Source organism: Streptomyces sp. NPDC020983, assembly GCF_044333485.1.
Taxonomy (GTDB): domain Bacteria; phylum Actinomycetota; class Actinomycetes; order Streptomycetales; family Streptomycetaceae; genus Actinacidiphila.
In genome coordinates, this window is the sequence record NZ_JBIRRA010000002.1 from 404,580 (window position 1) to 422,024 (window position 17,445).

Here is a 17,445-nt window from a genome sequence, read left to right on the forward strand (position 1 = left end):
ACGTATCGCGCCCCCCGGCACGTCGCATAACGTCAGGAACCCACAGCACACAACGGAGCAGAGGAAGCAGGGCAGCAGCGATGGCACGCTCCACCGCCACGGGACGCCACCAGTCGCAGGCGAGGCCGGGGCCGGGGCCGAACCCGGGCCGGCCGCCGCGCCGGCAGCGTACGTTCGGCGACGTCGTCCGCGCGCTGGGCGCCTTCGTGGTGCTCGCCGTGCTCGTGGTCGGCGTGCCCGGAGCGCTGCTCCACTACATAGGCTCGCCCTTCCCGCACCACTTCGACTCCGACGTGCTGCGCCAGCCCATCACCACCAAGACCTTCGTCAACTCCCTCGCGGTGCTGGTGTGGCTGGCCTGGGCGCAGTTCACCGCGTGCGTCCTGGTCGAGGGCAAGGCGGCGTTCTCCGGGGTGGGCATGCCGCGGCACATCCCCGGATCCGGCGGGAGCCAGCTGCTGGCCCGCCAGCTCGTCGCGGCGCTGCTGCTGCTCGGGGTCGGCGCGGCCACCCTGTCGCCCGTGCTCGGCCAGCACGGCACGCACCACCAGGCCGAGCACCAGGGCCGCCCGGGCGCCGTCGCCGCCGCGCAGCAGACCCCGGGCGTCCCGCACCAGGGATCCTCGAACGTCGTCGCCCCGCCGGAGGGCGGCGCGGGCCACGCCGGGACGGTCCGCAGCATCGAACACACCCAGCAGGACACGAAGTTCTACCGGATCCAGCCGCCCGAGGGCCGCCACCACGACTCCCTGTGGGACATCGCCCAGCGCCACCTCGGCGACGGGCGCCGCTACAAGGAGATCTACGCCCTCAACAAGGACCGCGTGCAGCCCGACGGTTCGAAGCTGTCGCAGGCCAGCCTCATCCGGCCGGGCTGGATCATGGAGATGCCCGGCGACGCGACCGGCGGCGAGATCGTCGACATGCCGGCCGCCGGGGCGCAGCAGGTGCAGCACGTCGCCCACGACATCCAGCACTACGCCGAGCACGGCGGCGCCAAGGACACCGCCGCCGAGGGCGCGGGCGGCGGCGCGCACCAGGCCCCGCACCAGACGCCGGCGCAGACCCCCGCGTCCGAGCAGCACCACTCGCCCGCCGCGCCCGCGCCCGCCCCGGCCGCCGAGCAGGCCGGCGCGCACGGTGCCGGGCACGTCCCCACCGTCCACGCCGCCCACCACGGCGGGCTCTCCCAGCTGCCCGAGGCGCTCATCGCCGCCCCGCTGCTGGCCGCGGGCCTGCTCGCCGCGCTCGGCCGGCGCCGGCGCACCGAGCTGTGGCAGTCCGTCGCCGAGGGCATCCTGCGCGTCCCGCGCACCCCGCAGGGCCCTGCCGCCGACGCCGACGACGCGCTGCGGATCGGCGCCGACCCCGAGACCGTCGCCTTCCTCGACCGGGGCCTGCGCGCGCTGTCCGCCCAGCTCGACGCCGAGGGGCGGCAGCTGCCGACCGTCTACGCCGCCTGGGTCACCCCCGACGAGCTGCACCTCCAGCTCGCCTGGGCCGAGGGGCGCCCGCCCGCGCCCTGGGAGCTGGGCCAGGACGAGACCTTCTGGCGGCTCGCCCGCACCGCGCTGCCCGCCGACGCCGGCACCGCGGCGGCCGCGCCCTACCCGGGCCTGGTCACGCTCGGCACCCTCGACGAGGCGCGGCTGCTGCTGAACCTCGAAGCGGTGCCCGGCGTCGTCTCGCTGGCCGGCGCCAAGGCCGACCGGGACGCCGTGCTCGCCTCCGTCGCCGCGGAACTCGCCACCAACGGCTGGTCCGACCGGATGACGGTGACCCTCGTCGGCTTCGCCGAGGACCTCACGGCCCTCGCCCCCGCCCGGGTACGGCACGTCGCCGACGTCTCCCAGGCCATCGAGGCCCTGGCCGCCGAGACGGCCCAGCGCCGCGCCGCGCTCCAGGCCGCCGGCCAGGACAGCGTCCTCACCGGCCGCGCCGGGCGCGCCCAGCACAGCCAGTGGGCGCCGCACCTGGTGCTCGTCGCCGACCGGCCCGGCGACGAGCAGACCGCCCGGATCGCCGAACTCGCCGCCGACGCGGGACGGCTCGGCATCGGCTACCTCCTCGCGGCCGACACCGCCGCCGTGCCCGGCGCCGCCTGGGAGCTGGAGATCAGCCCCGCGGGCCGCCTCACCGCGCCGCTGCTCGGCCTCGACCTCGCCGCCCAGCGGCTGCCCGCCGCCCAGTACGCCGCGGTGCTCCAGCTCTTCGCGCAGGCCGCGGGCGACGACGGCCGCGACCCCGACCCCGGCGCCCCCGCCTTCCTCGTCGACCTCAGCGACCGCGGCCGCCCCGGCATCTACGCCCGGCTCCTCGGCGCCTTCGAGGTCAACGGCGTCGAGGCCCCCGAGGCCGACCGCGGCCCGCTGCTCCACGAGGCCCTCGCGCTGCTCCTGCTGCACCGCGAAGGCGTCCACCCGCGCGTCCTGGCGTCCGCGCTGTGGCCGCGCGGCGTCACCGAGGACGTCCGCGACGGGCTCGTCGACCGGCTCCGCGACTGGCTCGGCACCGACCCCGACGGCACCCCGCGGCTCTCCTACGACGACAGCGGCCGCATGGTGCTCGCCACCTCCGTCGTCTCCGACTGGGACGTCCTCCAGACCCTCCACCACCAGGCCGAGCAGGGTGTCGGGGCGAACGACCCCGTCGCCCGCCGCCGGCTCCTCACCGACGCCCTCTCCCTGGCCCGCGGCCGCCTCCTCGACAACCGCGCCCCCGGCCGCTACGGATGGCTCTCGCACGAGATCGTCGAGGCCCAGCACCCGGTGCTGGTCGCCGAGATCGCCCTCGCGCTCGCCACCCTGCACCTCGACGCGGGCAAGCCGAAGGCGGCGGTCGCCGCGGTCGAGACGGGCATGGGCGTCGCCCCCCAGGACGAGCGCCTCTGGCTCGCCCTGCTGCGCGCCGCGCACGCCACCGGCGACCCGGCCCGCCTCGAATTCGCCGCCGCCTCCCTCCTGAGCCGCACCGCCGCCGGCCCCGCGCGCGGCCTGCCCCCGCGCGTCGAGGCCCTCCTCGACGACCTCCACCCGTCCTGGCGCCAGTCGCTCGCCGAACTGGCGTAGGCCGCGCCCTTCCGCCCGAGGGGCCCACCCGCAGCGGGTGGGCCCCTCCGGCGTGGTCGGGGGCAACCGGGGGCCTTGCGGGTCGTCGGCGACGCGCGCCCCGCGCGGGGTCAGTGGCGGGCGCGGAAGGCCGATTTCTTGGCGCGGTTGCCGCAGACGTCCATGGAGCACCAGCGGCGGGTGCCGGGGCGGGAGGCGTCGAGGAAGAACGCCCCGCAATCCGCGGCGGCGCATTCGTGAAGGCGCGACAGGAGCGCGGGCGCGGTGGCGAGTTCGAGGGCGTCGCGCGCGACGAGGGCGAGCACCGCGGTGACGGGCTCGGCGGCCTGCCACCGCAGCTCGCCCCGCGCGGTGAGCCGCGGGACGGGTACGGCGTGCGCGGCGGCGCGGTTGAGCCGGTCGCGGGCGGCGGGTGCGGCGGCGGACGGGTCCCCCGCCCTGGCGGCGGCGAGGAGCGCGTGGACGGCCTCCCGCAGCGCGCGGGCCTCGTGCACCGCCGCCTCGCCGGGCACTTCGGCGGCGCCGTCGAGCGCGGGTCCGCACTGCCGCACCCACTGCGCGAGCGCGGCGCCGTCCGCGAGTTCCTCCCGCGCCATGGGCGTCCCGCGGTGGCGCAGGGTGCGCAGGTAGTCCAGGGACAGGCGCCCGGCCCCCTGCCGGAAACGCGGCGCGGCGGTGCTCTCCGTCATGCCGGCCAGCGTACCTCCGGAACCGGTATGACTGGTACCGTCATCGCACCGGTTTGACCGGTGCCGTGAACCCCGCGCGATGAGGTGACGATGTCCCAGCCGAACGGCCCCGCAGGCCTCGCGAAGACCCTCCGGGAAGGTGGTGAGCGCCCGGCCGCGGCGCCCCAGGACGGTCCGCCGCGCGGCCTCGTGGTGCTGCTCGCCGTCGCCTGCGGCCTGACCGTCGCGAACCTCTACTACGCGCAGCCGCTGCTCAGCGAGCTGCGCCGGTCCTTCCACGTCGGCACCGTCACCGCGGGCGGCCTCGTCACCGCCGGGCAGCTCGGCTACGCCCTCGGGCTGCTGCTCGTCGTGCCGCTGGGCGACGTGCTGGAGAAGCGGCGGCTGGCCACGCTGCTGCTCGGCCTCACCGTGGCCGCGCTCGCCCTGGCCGGCCTCGCACCGGACTTCGGGGTACTGCTCGCCGCGTCCCTCGTCCTGGGCTGCACGCTGACCGTCGCCCAGATCCTCGTGCCGTACGCCGCCGACCTCGCGCCCGACGCCAGCCGCGGGAGGGTCGTCGGGCAGGTGATGAGCGGTCTGCTCACCGGGATCCTGCTGTCCCGCACGGTGGGCAGCCTGGTCGCCGGCGCCACGAGCTGGCGCGTGGTCTACCTCGGTTCGGCGGCGCTGATGACCGCCCTGACGCTGGTGCTGCGCTCCGCCCTCCCGCCGCGGCAGCCCGCGGCCGCGCTGCCCTACGGGGCGCTGCTGCGCTCGACGGTGCGGCTGCTGCGGATCCATCCGGCGCTGCGCCGCCGGGCGCTCTACCAGGCGGCCATGTTCGGGGCGTTCAGCGTCTTCTGGACGACGATCTCCTTCGTCCTCACCGCCGCGCCCTTCCACTACAGCCAGTGGCAGGTGGGGCTGTTCGCCCTCGCGGGCGCGGGCGGCGCGCTCGTCGCCCCGCTGGCCGGGCGGTGGGCCGACCGCGGCCTCGTCCGCCCGATGACCGCCGCGGCCTTCGCCGCCGCCGCGGCCGCCTTCGGCCTGGCGGCCGCCGGGCGGCACAGCGTGCTCGCGCTGGGCGCGGCGGCGGTGCTGCTGGACATGGCCGTCCAGACCACGCTCGTCCTGGGCCAGCACGTCGTCTACGCCCTCGACGGCGCCGCGCGGGCGCGCCTCAACAGCGCGTACATGGCGACGTTCTTCGTCGGCGGCGCGGTGGGCTCGCAGGCGGGTTCCGCCGCCTACCACCTCGGCGGCTGGCCCCTGACGACGGCCCTGGGCGCCGCCCTCCCCGTCCTGGCCCTGGCGTTCACCTTCCGCGCGGACGCGGGCGCGCCGCGGGGCGAGCACTCCTAGGGCGTGTCCGCAAAGTCCCGTCGTCCGCCCGGAGGGCGGGGCAGACGGTGTCTGGTGCGTGCGATCGCAAGGCGGAGGGTCGTCCTCGTAGTGGGCCTACTCGGACGAGCCCGACAACGTAGCGAGCGTGCGTGCCAGGCGCCGTCTGCCAGGCGGGACTTTGCGGACACGCCCTAGGCGCGGGGGCGCGGCCCGCCCGCCACGGCGGTGCACCCCGTCACCGGCCCGGAGGGGCGGCTCCGTGCGCGCGGGACCACCGGCCGGTGACCTGTTGCCCGCACCCCCCGCGGGGACGAGGGCACCCCCGCCGGCTAGAGGCGGACGGCCGCGAGGATCTCGGGGAGACGCCCCAGGAGCCGGGGAGCGGTGAAGCGGAGCGCGAGCGCCGCGAGCGCGGCGCCGTAGGGGACGCCGACGGGGAGCGCGAGCCAGAGCAGGCCGTGGTGACCGGTCAGGTGCAGCACGACGACCGGCGCGAAGACCGGCGCGCACAGCAGCGCCGCGCTGAGGGTGCCGCCGAGCAGGCTGAGACCGGCGAGGCTGTTCTGGCCCGGGGCCGCGCTGCCGAAGGGGTTGTCGTGCGGGAGCGCGTACGGGTGGCGCACGCTCGTGACGCACCCGACGGCGAGGAGCGCGCCCAGGAACGCGTAGGAGACCCCCAGCGTCTCGGGCAGCGCGCCGGGCCGGCCGAGGACGGCCGCCGCGCCCGCCGTCACCACGGTGACGTAGGGCACGGCTATCGCGGCGACGGCGAGCGCCCGCCCGCGCAGTTCCAGTTCCGCGTCGCGGCGGTCGGCGACGGATGCCGCGACCGTCCAGAACGCGGAGCCGTCCGTCCCGAACAGGTTGAACATCTGCACGCCGAGCAGCCCCGCGGCCCACAGGCACTGGTAGACGCTGCCGTGCTGGAAGACGGCGACGGCCGGCAGCAGCAGTCCGACCGCGAGCCCGGTCACCATCGAGGCCTTGGCGCGCGGATCGCGCCACATGTAGCGGAACTGCCGCTGCATGACCGTGCCCGTCCGGCCCTCGGGCAGTCGCGGCCAGGGCAGCCGCCGGGTGCGCCCGGCGGTGTCCGCGCGGCTTCCGGACTCCTCCGGGGCGGCGGCGATCGTGGACGCGTCCGGGGAGACCATGAGCCGCACCAGGCTGTGGTGCCACCACCGCAGCACCGCCGCCACCGCCACGGCGGTGAGGGCGAGTTGGAGCGCCGCCAGACCGTACGCGCCGCGGTCGGCGGAGCGCACGGCGTCGACCGCGGTGCCGGGCGGTATCCAGCGCACCACGGGCAGCGCGGAGTCCGCGTGGCCCAGACCGTCGCCGTCCGACAGCGCATCCGCGCCCACCCTCACCAGCTGCGCGCCTATGGCGACGAAGACGCCGCTGAGCACCGCGAGGTCGCGGCCCCTGCGGCTGGTCAGCAGCCGGGTGTTGGCGGCGGCCACCGCCCGGGAGAGCGTGACGCACAGGGCGACGACGAGCAGCCCGGCCGGCACCGCGACGGCGCCGGCCGCGGCGCCGTGGGCGAGCGAGACGACCGCGCCCACGGTCAGCATCGCCGTCAGCAGCGGGCCGACGCCGATCAGCGAGGAGACCAGCAGCGCCGTCAGCAGCGGGCGCGGGCGCAGCGGCAGCATCGTGAGCCGGGTCGGGTCGAGGGTCTCGTCGCCGCCGAAGAAGAAGAGCGGCACCACGGCCCAGCCCATGGCGAGCACCACGGCCACGGTGACGGCGACGGCGGGCGCGTGCTCGTTGTGCCGCATCGACAGCAGCGCCGCGGTGTTGGCCGCCGCGAAGAGCAGGGCCAGGCCCACGCCGACGCACCAGCCGGCCGTGCGCCCGGTGGACTGCCGCAGCCCGTTGCGCATGAGCGACAGCTTGAGCCGGACGAAGACGGCGGTCACCGTGGCGGGGGCCGCGGGCGGGGCAGCCGTGGTGCCGCTCATCGTGCGCCGCCGCCCAGCCACTCCAGGCCCTCGCCGCCGGAGCGGTCGGCGCCGACCAGCGCCAGGAAGGCCTCCTGGAGGCTGCCGGCCTCGCCGCGCACCTCGGCGAGGGGGCCGCGCGCCACGATCCGGCCCGCGGCCATCACCGCGACCCAGTCGCACAGGCTCTCCACCAGCTCCATCACGTGCGAGGAGAAGACCACCGTGCCGCCCCCGCCGGTGAAGCGCTCCAGCACCCCGCGGATGACCTGCGCGGACACCGGGTCGACGCCCTCGAACGGCTCGTCGAGGAAGAGGACGTCGGGATTGTGCAGCAGGGCCGCGGCCAGGCCGATCTTCTTGCGCATGCCCGTCGAGTAGTCCACCACCAGCTTGTGCTGGGCCCCGGTCAGGTCCAGCACGTCCAGCAGCTGGGCGGCGCGCCGGTCCGTCTCGGCGCCGGGCAGGCCGCGCAGCCGGCCGGTGTAGGCGAGCAGTTCGCGCCCGGACAGCCGCTCGAACAGCCGCAGGCCTTCGGGGAGCACGCCGATCCTGGCCTTCACCGCGACCGGGTCCGCCCACACGTCGTGGCCGTGGATCTGCACCAGCCCGTCGTCCGGCCGCAGCAAGCCGGTGATCATGGACAGGGTGGTCGTCTTGCCCGCCCCGTTGGGCCCCACGAGGCCCACGAACAGGCCCGCGGGCAGGTCGAGATCGACGCCCGCCACGGCGGCCTGCGTGCCGAACTGCTTCCAGAGCCCGCGCACCCGCACCGCCGGGACGGGACCGTCCTCCGGCCCGCCGGCGCCCTCCGTGCGATTCCCGTAGTACGGCAGCGGCGCGCCGCTGCGTGCCTCCCGCTCCGGCTTCTCCGGCTCGGCCATGCTCTGCCGCCTCCCCCCTGCCCCGTGCCCGCGGCTCCCCCACGGACAAGGACACCCTAGACGGGGCCACTGACAGTGACCGCCGCGCTTGCGGTTCTTGCGTTCCGTGACGACCGGTGGGAGGGGCGGGGCGTGGCAGGGGCCGGTCAGCGTCTCCCCGCCGGCGCGGCGGACGCCACGGCGCCGGCGGCCGGCCGTCCGGCGGGCGCGGCGCCGCCCCGGGCCTCCGTCGCCTCGCGCGCGCAGGCGTAGGCCAGCGCGCCGAGCGCCTGCGTCGCGTCCGGCAGCCAGCGGTTAGCGGGGGTGGGCCTGCGGGCCCACACGACCGTGCCCGCAGGAACGGTTCTGGTGGGGGGCGCGACGACCCAGCCGCCCCGGCCGCGTACCGAGAGATCCAGCGTCGAGGGACGGCAGCCGAAGCGGCGCAGCGTGTCGGGCACCTTGCCGCCGGTGCCCGGCAGGACGAAGAACATTATCCGGCGGCCGGGGGCGCCCAGCACCGGTCCGAGCGGCAGGTCCATCCGCTCGCTGCGGGCCAGCGCGAGGCAGCCGGCGTTCTCCGAGACCTCCAGGACGTCGAAGGAGCGCCCGGTCGGCAGCAGCACGGAGGAGCGCGGCTGCTTCTGCCACATGTGCCGCACGGCCGCGACCGCGCCGCTCGCCCCGGTCGCCCAGTCGGGGCGGGTGGGGTGCGCGCCGGGCGCGGGGCAGTCGGGGGCGCCGCAGGAGCAGCGGGGGGCACCGGTCGGATCGGACTCGAGCCAGGTGCCGGGCAGGACGTCCCACTGGCGGTCCTCGGCGTAGCGGACAGCCGCCTCGGCCAGGTCGCCGTCGCGTGGGGGCGGGGGTGCGGTGCATTCGTCCACGCACTGCACAACACCCCCTCGCAGCCTGGGGTTACGGCCGGTTGCGGGCCGGATCACTGCGGGCGCACAGATGCACTAACGGGGGCGCGCGGGGGCAGCGGGGTCCGGTGACGGGTAGTCAGTGGGGGGCGGTGCACCGGCGCTTGCCGGTGAAATCCCGCAAAGCGGGGCATTTCCCGGCCAAGGGCTGGGAAAGTATCGCCCAGCGGAAGCCGCACAGCCATGCGGGGACGTGCCACCGGGTGAAGCGAACGCCCGCCGGGCGCGCCGCAGTCGGGCCGCGGCACGTCGCGCCGCGGAGCCGTTAACGGACGTCGGTCACCGGGACGGGTCGACGAGGACGAGGGGGACAACCATGGCCGCACGACCACTTGTGGCGCGCCAGCCCAACGAGCGGCTCCAGTCGCTCATCCAGGAGGCCGGCTGCTCCAACGCCGGTCTCGCCCGCAGGGTGAACATGTGCGGGGCCGAGCACGGCCTCGACCTGCGCTACGACAAGACGTCGGTGGCGCGCTGGCTGCGCGGGCAGCAGCCGCGCGGCAGGGCGCCGGGCATCGTCGCCGAGGCGCTCGGCCGCAAGCTCGGCCGGGCCGTGTCGATCGAGGAGATCGGCATGGCGGACGGCAAGAACCTGGCGACGGGCATCGGCCTGCACTTCTCGCCCACGGTGCTCGGCGCGATCGAGCAGGTCTGCGAGCTGTGGCGCAGCGACGTCGGCCGGCGGGAGTTCCTGACCGGCTCCACGGTCGCCGCCTCCGCGCTCGTCGAGCCCAGCAGGGACTGGCTGATCACCCGCCCCGACCAGGGCGTGGCCCGCAACGGCGGCGCAAGGGTGGGGACGTCGGACGTCGAGGCGGTCCGCGCGACCACCCAGGCGCTCACGGAACTGGACCACCGCTTCGGCAGCGGCCACGTCCGGCCGGTCGTCGTGCACTACCTCAACAGCGTGGTCTCGGGCCTGCTGGCGGGCAGTTACCGCGAATCGGTGGGCCGCGAGCTGTTCTCCGCGGTGGCCCGGCTCACCGAACTGGCCGGGTACATGGCGGTGGACACCGGCCAGCCGGGCCTGGCGCAGCGCTACTACATCCAGGCGCTGCGGCTCGCCCAGGCCGCCGGCGACCGCGGGTACGGCGGCTACATCCTAGCCGCGAGCATGAGCCACCTCGCCGCGGCGCTGGGCAATCCGCGGGAGATCGCCCAACTGGCCCGCGCCGCCCAGGAAGGCGCCAGGGGCCAGGTCGGGCACACGGCGGAGGCGATGTTCTACGCGGCCGAGGCGCGCGGCCACGCGCTGCTCGGCGACGCGCGGACCTTCGCCACGGTGGCCGGCCTCGCGGTCGGCGCCATGGAGCGCTCGCAGCCGGACCAGGACCCGGCGTGGATCGCGCACTTCGACCACGCCTACCTCGCGGACGAACTGGCGCACTGCCACCGCGACCTGGGCCAGGCCGCGCCCGCCGCCCGGCGCGCGGAGGAGGCGCTGGCCGCGCACCCGGTCAGCCGCACCAGGCGCCGCGCCATCGACATGCTGCTGCTGGCCGACGCGCAGGTGCAGCAGCGGGAGATCGATCAGGCCTGCCACACCGGCACCCAGGCGGTGGCCCTGCTCTCCGGGCTGCGCTCGGACCGCGGCGCGGAATATCTGGAGGACTTCCGCCGCCGCCTCGAACCGTTCTCGGCGGAGCCGTCGGTGCGGGAGTTCGGCGCGCGGCTGGAGGTGCAGGAGGCGGCGTGACGACGGGCCCGCCGGCCCCCCGCCACGCCGCGAAGAGCCGGGTGGAACGGTGAACGGGCCGGCGCACACCGAATCGTTACCGTTCCGACATCGTTTCCACCGGCGCGCCCAAAGCGCAGGAAATCCCGGCGCCGCGGCCTGCCGCGCCGCCGCGGACCACCGGAGCGCGCCGCCACCGGGCGCTCACCCGTTCGGGTCCGTGGCCCCCGTTCGCGTTCACCGGGTAGCGTGTGCGCTCGTCCGACACTTGGTGAAGGCGGGAGTCAACGGCGATGCACAGCAACGGACGCGGCGAGGAAACGCCCGAACCGTACTCAGGCGCCGTCCAGCCCGCCGGGCAGCCGCAGCCGTACGGAGGGCACGTGCAGCCCCCTGCGGGCACGCCGTGGGGCGACCCGGCCGGGACCCCCGGCGGGGCGCCGCAGGCGCCGCAGCAGCCCGTGGAGGCCGCGGACGCCACGCAGATGCTCCCGCCCTACCCGGCGGCGGGCCCCGCCGCCGGACCACCGCCCATACCCGCGGCCCCGCCCCAGGCCCCCGCGCCCTTCGCCGGCCAGGCCCCGCAGCCGCCCGCGCAGGGCCCGTACCCGGGTCAGGTGCCCCAGCCGCCCGCCGCGGCGGCCCCGTACCCCGGCCAGGCGCCCCAGCCGCCCGCGCAGGGCCCGTACCCGGGCCAGGTGCCCCAGCCGCCCGTCGCGGCGGCCCCGTACCCCGGCCAGGCGCCGCAGCAGCCCCCGGAGGCCGCGGAGGCCACCCAGATGCTGCCGCCCTACCCCGCGGGCGGCCCCGGCGAGCCCGCACCGGCCGAGGCCACCCAGCCGCTGGCGGTCTTCCAGGAGCAGCAGGGCTACGACGAGTACCGCGGCCCCGCCGCCCCGCAGCAGTTCCCGGGCCAGGCGCCGTACCCGGACCAGCAGTCCTACGGCGGGCAGCAGCAGTACGCCGCCCCGGCGGACTTCGAGCAGCCCGCGCCGCCGGACAGCGACTACGACCACCTCTTCCGCAGCGACGTCCCCGGTCCCGAGCCGATGCGGCCGCGCATCCTCCAGCCGCACGGCGGCCGGCCCCAGCAGGGCGGCCACCCGGAGCAGCAGTGGCAGCCGGGCTACGGCGGCGACGGATACCAGGGCCACGACGGCTACGACGGCTACGCCGACGACGGGGACGACGGCGGCCGCCGGATCTCGCCCAAGGTGCTCATCGGCATCGTCGTGGCGGGCTGCGTGGTGGCCGGCCTCGTCGTCGGCGGCCTGATGAGCGGCAGCGGCGGCGGCACGTCGGACGCCGGGGACACCCGCCCGTCCGCGACCGCCCCCGCCACCCAGAGCGGCGCGGCAGGCGGCGGCGGGAAGGCGGGCGCCGGCGCGGGTGCCGGCACCGCCGAGGCGCAGGCCAAGGCGCTGGACGCGCTGCTGGCCTCCAGCGGTGCGAGCCGCAGCTCGGTGGTCAGCGCGGTCGAGTCGATCAGGAGCTGCAAGAACCTCCCGGGCGCCGCGGCCGACCTGCGCGCGGCCGCGACCCAGCGCGACGGCCTGGTCACCCAGCTCGACGCCCTCGCGGTCGACAAGCTCCCGAGGCACGAGGAGCTGACCACGGCGCTGACCAAGGCGTGGAAGGCGTCCTCGTCGGCCGACGGCCACTACGCGGCGTGGGCCGACCAGGCGGCGGGCAACGGCAGCGTCTGCAAGGGCGGTCACGCCCGCAACACCGGTGAGACGCAGGCGGCCACCAAGGAGAGCGCCACCGCGACCTCGCAGAAGAAGGCCGCCGTGAAGCTGTGGAATTCCATCGCCGCCACGTACGGCCTCACCAAGCGCCAGTACAGCCAGCTCTGATCCGCAGGGGCCGGGCCGCCCCCGCGGCCCGGCGCGGTCCGGTCAGCCCGCGGCGGTCGCCGTGCGCAGTGTCGGCGCCATGTCCACGAAACCGGGCCTGTCCTGCACCAGCTGGCCCTTGGTGACCACCTGGTAGGTGACCTCGGCGTTGTTCAGCCGCACGTGGTCGGGCAGGTTGAGCAGGTCGGTGTCGGTCCAGCCGAGGTCGGGGGTGAGCCCGCCGGTGGAGAGCCCCGTGGTGCGGTCGAAGGCCCGCTGGACGCTGGACGAGGTGACCGCGGTGCCCTTGTCCATCGCCCTGATCACCTGGGTGAAGACCGTGTAGGCGATCCAGGTGGTCTGCACGCCGGGGTCGGCGACGTCGATCCGGTCGTCGGAGAAGGCGTACTTGTCGACGACCGACTTCATCTCGGCCCACTTCGCGTCGGACGCCGGCGGGTACCAGTCGGTGACGAGCGTGTCCTCCAGCGGGCTGTTCGCCCCGCCGGTGGCGTTCACCAGGGACTGCTGCACGCTGCCGATCACCGACGACAGCCGCACCGCGGGCTTCTTGTCGCCGAGCCGGCGCAGCGAGTCGAGGAAGGTGCTGGTGTGGTCGCCGAGCACCGCCGAGACGCAGTTGCCCGCCTTGTCGTCGCCCACCGCCTGGGCGGCGACGCCGGAGTACTCCGAGGCGTCGTCCTTGGCGAGCAGGTCGCGGGCGGGCGCGTGCCCGCCGGACTTCAGCCCCTGGTCGAGGAAGATCGGGAACTGGTCGCCGGTGATCGAGTCGGGGCGCACCAGCGCCACCTTCCTGCACGCCGCGGCCAGCTGCTCGCCGCTGCCCGCGAGCAGCGCCGGCAGTCCTCCGTTGACCGGGTACGACAGCGGGCTGAGGTACTCGTCCTGGGTGATGCCGTAGCCGCCGATGTACGGGATGTCGCTCGACGCGAGCGCGGTGGTGAAGGCGCGGCCCTGCTCGCTGTAGGAGCCGACGACGGCGACGGCGTGCGCGTTCGCGGCCTGCTGCACGCAGTTCGACACGGCGACGGCGTCGTTGCGCTCGTTGCACGTGAGCACCTTGAGCTTGCGGCCGTTGAGGCCGCCGCTGTCGTTGACGTACTTCTCGAACGCCTGGGCCATGGCGACCATGCCCGGCATGTTCGTCGCCTTCGTCCCCTGCGGTGCCCATGTCATCACCACGACGGGCCCCTGTGAGCCGGAGCCGCCGGGGAGCACGGCGCAGCCGCTGAGCAGCGCACCTGTGGCCAGCAGTGGGACGACAGCGTGGCGAACCCTGCGTATGCGCCGTTCGGTCATGGTTCGGAAGATGGTGGTCCGCGCCCAACGTCAGGGTTATCGCGCACGAACAGGGAGTCACTTTCAGGTGAATTACAGGTGGCCCCGTTCGACTGCGTACGATGGCCGGCCGTGCAAGGTTCCGAGAAGTCTTCCCGCCGCGGCCGTGTCTCCTCCACGATGGGGGGCATGCCTGTCAACGACATGCCGTGGTGGCGCTGGCGCAGCAACGTGCGCTCGGCGCTGCACATGATCAGCGATCCGGTCTTCCAGCGTGAGGTGTGGCAGGGCGGGCGTCCGGGCTACGGGGACGTCACCGACGCCGTCTACCGGCTGGTCGAGGACACCTGGCTCGACAACTGGTCGGCCGACAAGTACGTCGGCACCATATTCCGCGACGCCCAGGAGGCGGCGCTCGTCGACGTCGCCGTGCTGCGGGTGCTGAAGATCCTGCACCAGGTGGGCGCGGACGCGCCCGCGACGGCGTATCTGGAGCACGCCGGGTGGCCCGACGCCGTCCGCGCCGCCCGTGACGCCCATGTGCTCATGGCCCGGGCGGACGGGGAGGATCCGGACATTCCGCCGCGCTCGCTGGAAGTGCTCGCCATTTACACCAGGTCCGCGTGACGGACAGGGCGGCGCGCCGGTGGTCGCGTGTGCGAGGCTGATCCGGTGACCGATGAGCCGTTGCGGCAGCCTGCCGACCCGCAGTACGTCCTGACCCTGTCCTGCCCGGACAAACAGGGCATCGTGCACGCAGTGTCCAGCTACCTCTTCATGACCGGCTGCAACATCGTGGACAGCCAGCAGTTCGGCGACCGCGGCACCGGCCTGTTCTTCATGCGCGTCAGCTTCTCCGCCGAGCCGCCCGTCGACCTGGAGAAGCTGCGGGCCAGCTTCGCGGCGATCGCCGGCGCCTACCACATGGACTGGCACATCCACGCGGCCGCGGAGCGCATGAAGGTCGTGCTCATGGTCAGCAAGTTCGGGCACTGCCTGAACGACCTGCTGTTCCGTACGAGCATCGGCGCGCTTCCGGTGGAGATCGCCGCCGTGGTCTCCAACCACACCGACTTCCGCGAGCTCGCGGGCTCCTACGGCGTGCCCTTCCACCACATCCCGGTCACCCGCGAGACCAAGGCGGAGGCCGAGGCCCGGGTGCTGGAGCTGGTGCGCGCCGAGGGCGTGGAGCTGGTCGTGCTCGCGCGCTACATGCAGGTGCTGTCCGACAGTCTGTGCCGGGAGCTGTCGGGGAAGATCATCAACATCCACCACTCGTTCCTGCCGAGCTTCAAGGGCGCCAAGCCGTACCACCAGGCGCACGACCGCGGTGTGAAGCTCATCGGCGCCACCGCGCACTACGTGACGGCCGATCTCGACGAGGGCCCGATCATCGAGCAGGAGGTCGAGCGGGTGGGCCACGCGGTCACCCCCGAGCAGCTGGTCGCCCTGGGGCGGGACGTGGAGTGCCAGGCGCTGGCCCGCGCGGTGAAGTGGCACAGCGAGCGCCGGGTGCTGCTCAACGGCAACCGCACGGTCGTCTTCGCCTAGAGGCGTCCGGGACGCCCCGGGACGCCCCGGGACGCCGTCAGGCGCCCCGGGCGGGGGCGGCGGCTCCGCCCGCCGGGATCACAGCCGGGAGAGCGACGCCGCCGCGTACAGCACGTCCCGGACGACCTCGCGGTCACCGCTCAGCCCGATCGCGATCCGCTCCGGGTCCAGACGGCCCGCCGCGAGCTGGCAGAACTCGACGGCGTCCATGGCCACCTCGGCCACCGCACGGTCCTGCGAGGCGAGCGCGCCCGGCGAGTCCAGCGGCAGGCACCAGCGGCCGCCGCCCGCGCCGTCGATCTGCAGCAGCAGTGAGCGGCCCGGCGCGCCCGCGTCCGCCAGCCGGGCCTGGGAGGCGGCGAGCCCCTGCCGCCGGCGGGAGGCCAGCGCGCCCGGCAGCAACCGCGCGGCCAGGTCGACCATCCGGTTCAGATGGCGCGGCGCCGGAGGCGCGTACGGATACGCCACCGCCTCGGCGATGTCCGCCGCGTGGATCCAGCACTCGAAGGCCCGGTCCACGAAGGCGTCCTGCAGCGGCATCGTGCAGGACCCGAAGTCGACGGCTATCCCGGCGGCCCCGGCGCCCGCGAAGGAGACCGTCCGCAGCAGGGCGTGGCTCTGCTCCCGCCAGGCGTCGCGCAGCTCGGCCGACCGGGCGGCGTGCGGGCCGGGGCTCCCGGCGGCCGCGGCCCGCTGCGCCGCCCACAGCGCCTCGGTCCGCCCGGCGGCGTCGAGCGGCAAATCCGCGGCCCCGGCGTCCACCGTGCCGCCGGCGCCGTCCGGCAGGCGCGCGCCCGACAGGTCGAGGGCGACGGCGACGAGGCCGTCCACCGACGTCAGATGGGCGACGACCTCGCCCACGGTGGCCTTCCTGGTGACCGGGCCGCTGTCGTACCAGCGCAGGCAGACCTGCTCCTGCCAGGACGTCTCGCCCAGGTCCCGCAGCAGCGCGTCCAGCCGGGCCGCCTCGGCGTCGTAGGGGCCGGCCCACTCGGGCACCGGGACACGGGCCGGGCGGCGGCCCAGGCAGCCCTCCAGCACCCGGGACCGCAGCAGCGGGTCGAGGTCGAGGGGCTCCCGTGGTGCAGCAGGCCGACGGCGTCCCGCAGGCGCAGCGCCTCCTCCGCGCAGGCGGCGCAGTCGGTGAGGTGCACCTCGACCGCCAGCGCCTCGTCCCGCGAGCACGCGGTCAGCGCCCAGGCGCCGAGCAGCGACTTGAGGGTGCCGTGGTCGTACAGCGGCAGCCTCGCCTCCGGTTCCGGCTCACCCGCCGGTCCGGGGCCGTACGGGCCGCCGGTGTCGTACGGGCCTGGCGGCAGCGCGTGCGGGGCGCCGGACTGGTCCCGCTGCTGCGGCACCCGGGGTGCGTCCCCGTCCTCGCCGCCGCCGTGCGGGCCGCCGCCGTTGCTGTAGGCCGCGCCGCTCACGGCCGCCCCCGGCGGTCCTGCGCGGGCGGGCCGGAGCCGCCCCGCCCGCCGGGCGCGGGCGCGTCCGGGCGCCGGGCCCGGGTGACGTCGGCGGGCTCCATGGCCGTGGACAGCAACTGCAGGCCCAGCCGCAGCCGGCGGCGCGACTCGTCGGCGCTCACCCCGAGGCCCGCGGCCGCGTCGCGGTAGTCCAGCCGCTCGCGGTAGGCGAGTTCGAGCGCGTCGCGCAGCGGGGCGGGCATGGAGGTCACGATGAAGTCGGCGCGGGCGGCGGTGTTGGCCTCGCGGACCCGTGCCTCGACCTCGTCGGAGGTGGAGTGGCCGCGGCTGGCGTACTGCCGCAGCCGGTGCACGGACTGGCGCTGGGTGAGGGCGGCGAGCCAGGAGCGCAGCGAGCCGTGCTTGGGGTCGTAGTCGTCCGGATTCTCCCAGACGTAGCCGAAGACCTCGCGGGTGATCTGGTCGGCCGCCTCGTCGTCGTCGAGCACGCGGTAGGCGAGGTTGTGCACCATGGAGGCGTAGCGGTCGAACAGCTCGCCCAGCGCGGCCTCCTCGCCGCGTGCCAGCCGCTGCTGCATCTTGCGGTCCCAGCGCGGTGGTGCGGGTGTCGCCATCTGCCGCCCCCTTCGCCTCGCCCTTGCGTCGCAGCCGCCGTCCCCGGCCGGGTGGCCGCTCCTCCCGACCGTACCCGCCGGGTACCGCGGCATGCGTCCCTTTGCACCAACCTGGCCCTTCATGTGATCGCTTCTGTCGGTCTGTTATCCGGGTGTGACCGGAAGATTGCAGGGTTACTGCTGTGAACGGGCATAGGCTCCTTGTGATGACGAAGCTGATACCGAGACG

The 17,445-nt window shown here is 75.5% G+C and carries 13 protein-coding genes; 6 read left to right on the top strand and 7 right to left on the bottom strand.

Annotated elements, in window-relative coordinates; translation table 11 throughout:
- The first annotated feature begins 80 nt into the window (after window positions 1-80).
- Window positions 81-3,068: a BTAD domain-containing putative transcriptional regulator gene (locus ACH4SE_RS05220; protein ID WP_398541924.1), complete on the top strand. Its 2,988-nt coding sequence runs from the start codon at window positions 81-83 to the stop codon at window positions 3,066-3,068.
- Between the two features lie 110 nt (window positions 3,069-3,178).
- Here ACH4SE_RS05220 and ACH4SE_RS05225 read toward each other — a convergent pair whose 3' ends face one another.
- The gene (locus tag ACH4SE_RS05225; RefSeq protein WP_398541925.1) at window positions 3,179-3,757 is read right to left on the bottom strand and encodes a CGNR zinc finger domain-containing protein; all 579 of its coding nucleotides are present in this window, start codon (window positions 3,755-3,757) and stop codon (window positions 3,179-3,181) included.
- Window positions 3,758-3,847: 90 nt separating this feature from the next.
- Between ACH4SE_RS05225 and ACH4SE_RS05230 the strand changes: the two genes are divergently transcribed.
- Window positions 3,848-5,101, top strand: a complete 1,254-nt coding sequence (locus ACH4SE_RS05230) for an MFS transporter (RefSeq protein WP_398541926.1) — start codon at window positions 3,848-3,850, stop codon at window positions 5,099-5,101.
- 311 nt (window positions 5,102-5,412) lie between these two features.
- Here the strand turns inward: ACH4SE_RS05230 and ACH4SE_RS05235 are convergent, their stop codons facing one another.
- The 3 genes from ACH4SE_RS05235 to ACH4SE_RS05245 all read right to left on the bottom strand — a co-directional run bounded on the left by ACH4SE_RS05235 (window position 5,413) and on the right by ACH4SE_RS05245 (window position 8,776).
- On the bottom strand, window positions 5,413-7,047 hold the full coding sequence (locus tag ACH4SE_RS05235) for a transporter (protein ID WP_398541927.1): 1,635 nt from the start codon (window positions 7,045-7,047) through the stop codon (window positions 5,413-5,415).
- Window positions 7,044-7,910 (bottom strand): ABC transporter ATP-binding protein, encoded by an 867-nt coding sequence (locus ACH4SE_RS05240; protein WP_398541928.1) that lies wholly within the window; start codon window positions 7,908-7,910, stop codon window positions 7,044-7,046. The genes ACH4SE_RS05235 and ACH4SE_RS05240 overlap by 4 nt, the downstream gene beginning before the upstream one ends.
- Window positions 7,911-8,056: 146 nt before the next feature.
- The gene (locus ACH4SE_RS05245) at window positions 8,057-8,776 is read right to left on the bottom strand and encodes a bifunctional DNA primase/polymerase (protein WP_398541929.1); all 720 of its coding nucleotides are present in this window, start codon (window positions 8,774-8,776) and stop codon (window positions 8,057-8,059) included.
- A gap of 355 nt (window positions 8,777-9,131) precedes the next feature.
- Between ACH4SE_RS05245 and ACH4SE_RS05250 the strand changes: the two genes are divergently transcribed.
- Window positions 9,132-10,511, top strand: a complete 1,380-nt coding sequence (locus ACH4SE_RS05250; protein ID WP_398541930.1) for a transcriptional regulator — start codon at window positions 9,132-9,134, stop codon at window positions 10,509-10,511.
- A gap of 362 nt (window positions 10,512-10,873) precedes the next feature.
- Window positions 10,874-12,346 (top strand): hypothetical protein, encoded by a 1,473-nt coding sequence (locus tag ACH4SE_RS05255; RefSeq protein WP_398541931.1) that lies wholly within the window; start codon window positions 10,874-10,876, stop codon window positions 12,344-12,346.
- Between the two features lie 42 nt (window positions 12,347-12,388).
- On the opposite strand, the gene ACH4SE_RS05260 is transcribed toward ACH4SE_RS05255, so the two are convergent.
- The gene (locus tag ACH4SE_RS05260; RefSeq protein ID WP_398541932.1) at window positions 12,389-13,645 is read right to left on the bottom strand and encodes an ABC transporter substrate-binding protein; all 1,257 of its coding nucleotides are present in this window, start codon (window positions 13,643-13,645) and stop codon (window positions 12,389-12,391) included.
- Window positions 13,646-13,804: 159 nt separating this feature from the next.
- Between ACH4SE_RS05260 and ACH4SE_RS05265 the strand changes: the two genes are divergently transcribed.
- Together ACH4SE_RS05265 and purU are read left to right on the top strand one after the other, a co-directional pair.
- The gene (locus ACH4SE_RS05265; protein ID WP_398542141.1) at window positions 13,805-14,251 is read left to right on the top strand and encodes a hypothetical protein; all 447 of its coding nucleotides are present in this window, start codon (window positions 13,805-13,807) and stop codon (window positions 14,249-14,251) included.
- A 45-nt stretch (window positions 14,252-14,296) separates the two neighbouring features.
- Window positions 14,297-15,175, top strand: a complete 879-nt coding sequence (purU, locus tag ACH4SE_RS05270; protein WP_398541933.1) for a formyltetrahydrofolate deformylase — start codon at window positions 14,297-14,299, stop codon at window positions 15,173-15,175.
- A gap of 78 nt (window positions 15,176-15,253) precedes the next feature.
- Here the strand turns inward: purU and ACH4SE_RS05275 are convergent, their stop codons facing one another.
- Together ACH4SE_RS05275 and ACH4SE_RS05280 are read right to left on the bottom strand one after the other, a co-directional pair.
- Window positions 15,254-16,174 carry a DinB family protein gene (locus ACH4SE_RS05275; protein ID WP_398541934.1) on the bottom strand — a complete coding sequence of 307 codons (921 nt, stop codon included), beginning with the start codon at window positions 16,172-16,174 and terminating at the stop codon, window positions 15,254-15,256.
- Between the two features lie 424 nt (window positions 16,175-16,598).
- Entirely contained in the window at window positions 16,599-17,216 is a 618-nt protein-coding gene (locus ACH4SE_RS05280; protein WP_398541935.1) for a sigma-70 family RNA polymerase sigma factor, read from the bottom strand.
- Window positions 17,217-17,445 lie beyond the last annotated feature (229 nt).

Bases quoted from the DNA above. Each gene is read 5' to 3' on its own strand.
- ACH4SE_RS05220 (WP_398541924.1), top strand. From the start codon at position 81: ATGGCACGCTCCACCGCCACGGGACGCCACCAGTCGCAGGCGAGGCCG.
- ACH4SE_RS05225 (WP_398541925.1), bottom strand. From the start codon at position 3,757: ATGACGGAGAGCACCGCCGCGCCGCGTTTCCGGCAGGGGGCCGGGCGC.
- ACH4SE_RS05230 (WP_398541926.1), top strand. From the start codon at position 3,848: ATGTCCCAGCCGAACGGCCCCGCAGGCCTCGCGAAGACCCTCCGGGAA.
- ACH4SE_RS05235 (WP_398541927.1), bottom strand. From the start codon at position 7,047: ATGAGCGGCACCACGGCTGCCCCGCCCGCGGCCCCCGCCACGGTGACC.
- ACH4SE_RS05240 (WP_398541928.1), bottom strand. From the start codon at position 7,910: ATGGCCGAGCCGGAGAAGCCGGAGCGGGAGGCACGCAGCGGCGCGCCG.
- ACH4SE_RS05250 (WP_398541930.1), top strand. From the start codon at position 9,132: ATGGCCGCACGACCACTTGTGGCGCGCCAGCCCAACGAGCGGCTCCAG.
- ACH4SE_RS05260 (WP_398541932.1), bottom strand. From the start codon at position 13,645: ATGACCGAACGGCGCATACGCAGGGTTCGCCACGCTGTCGTCCCACTG.
- ACH4SE_RS05265 (WP_398542141.1), top strand. From the start codon at position 13,805: ATGGGGGGCATGCCTGTCAACGACATGCCGTGGTGGCGCTGGCGCAGC.
- ACH4SE_RS05280 (WP_398541935.1), bottom strand. From the start codon at position 17,216: ATGGCGACACCCGCACCACCGCGCTGGGACCGCAAGATGCAGCAGCGG.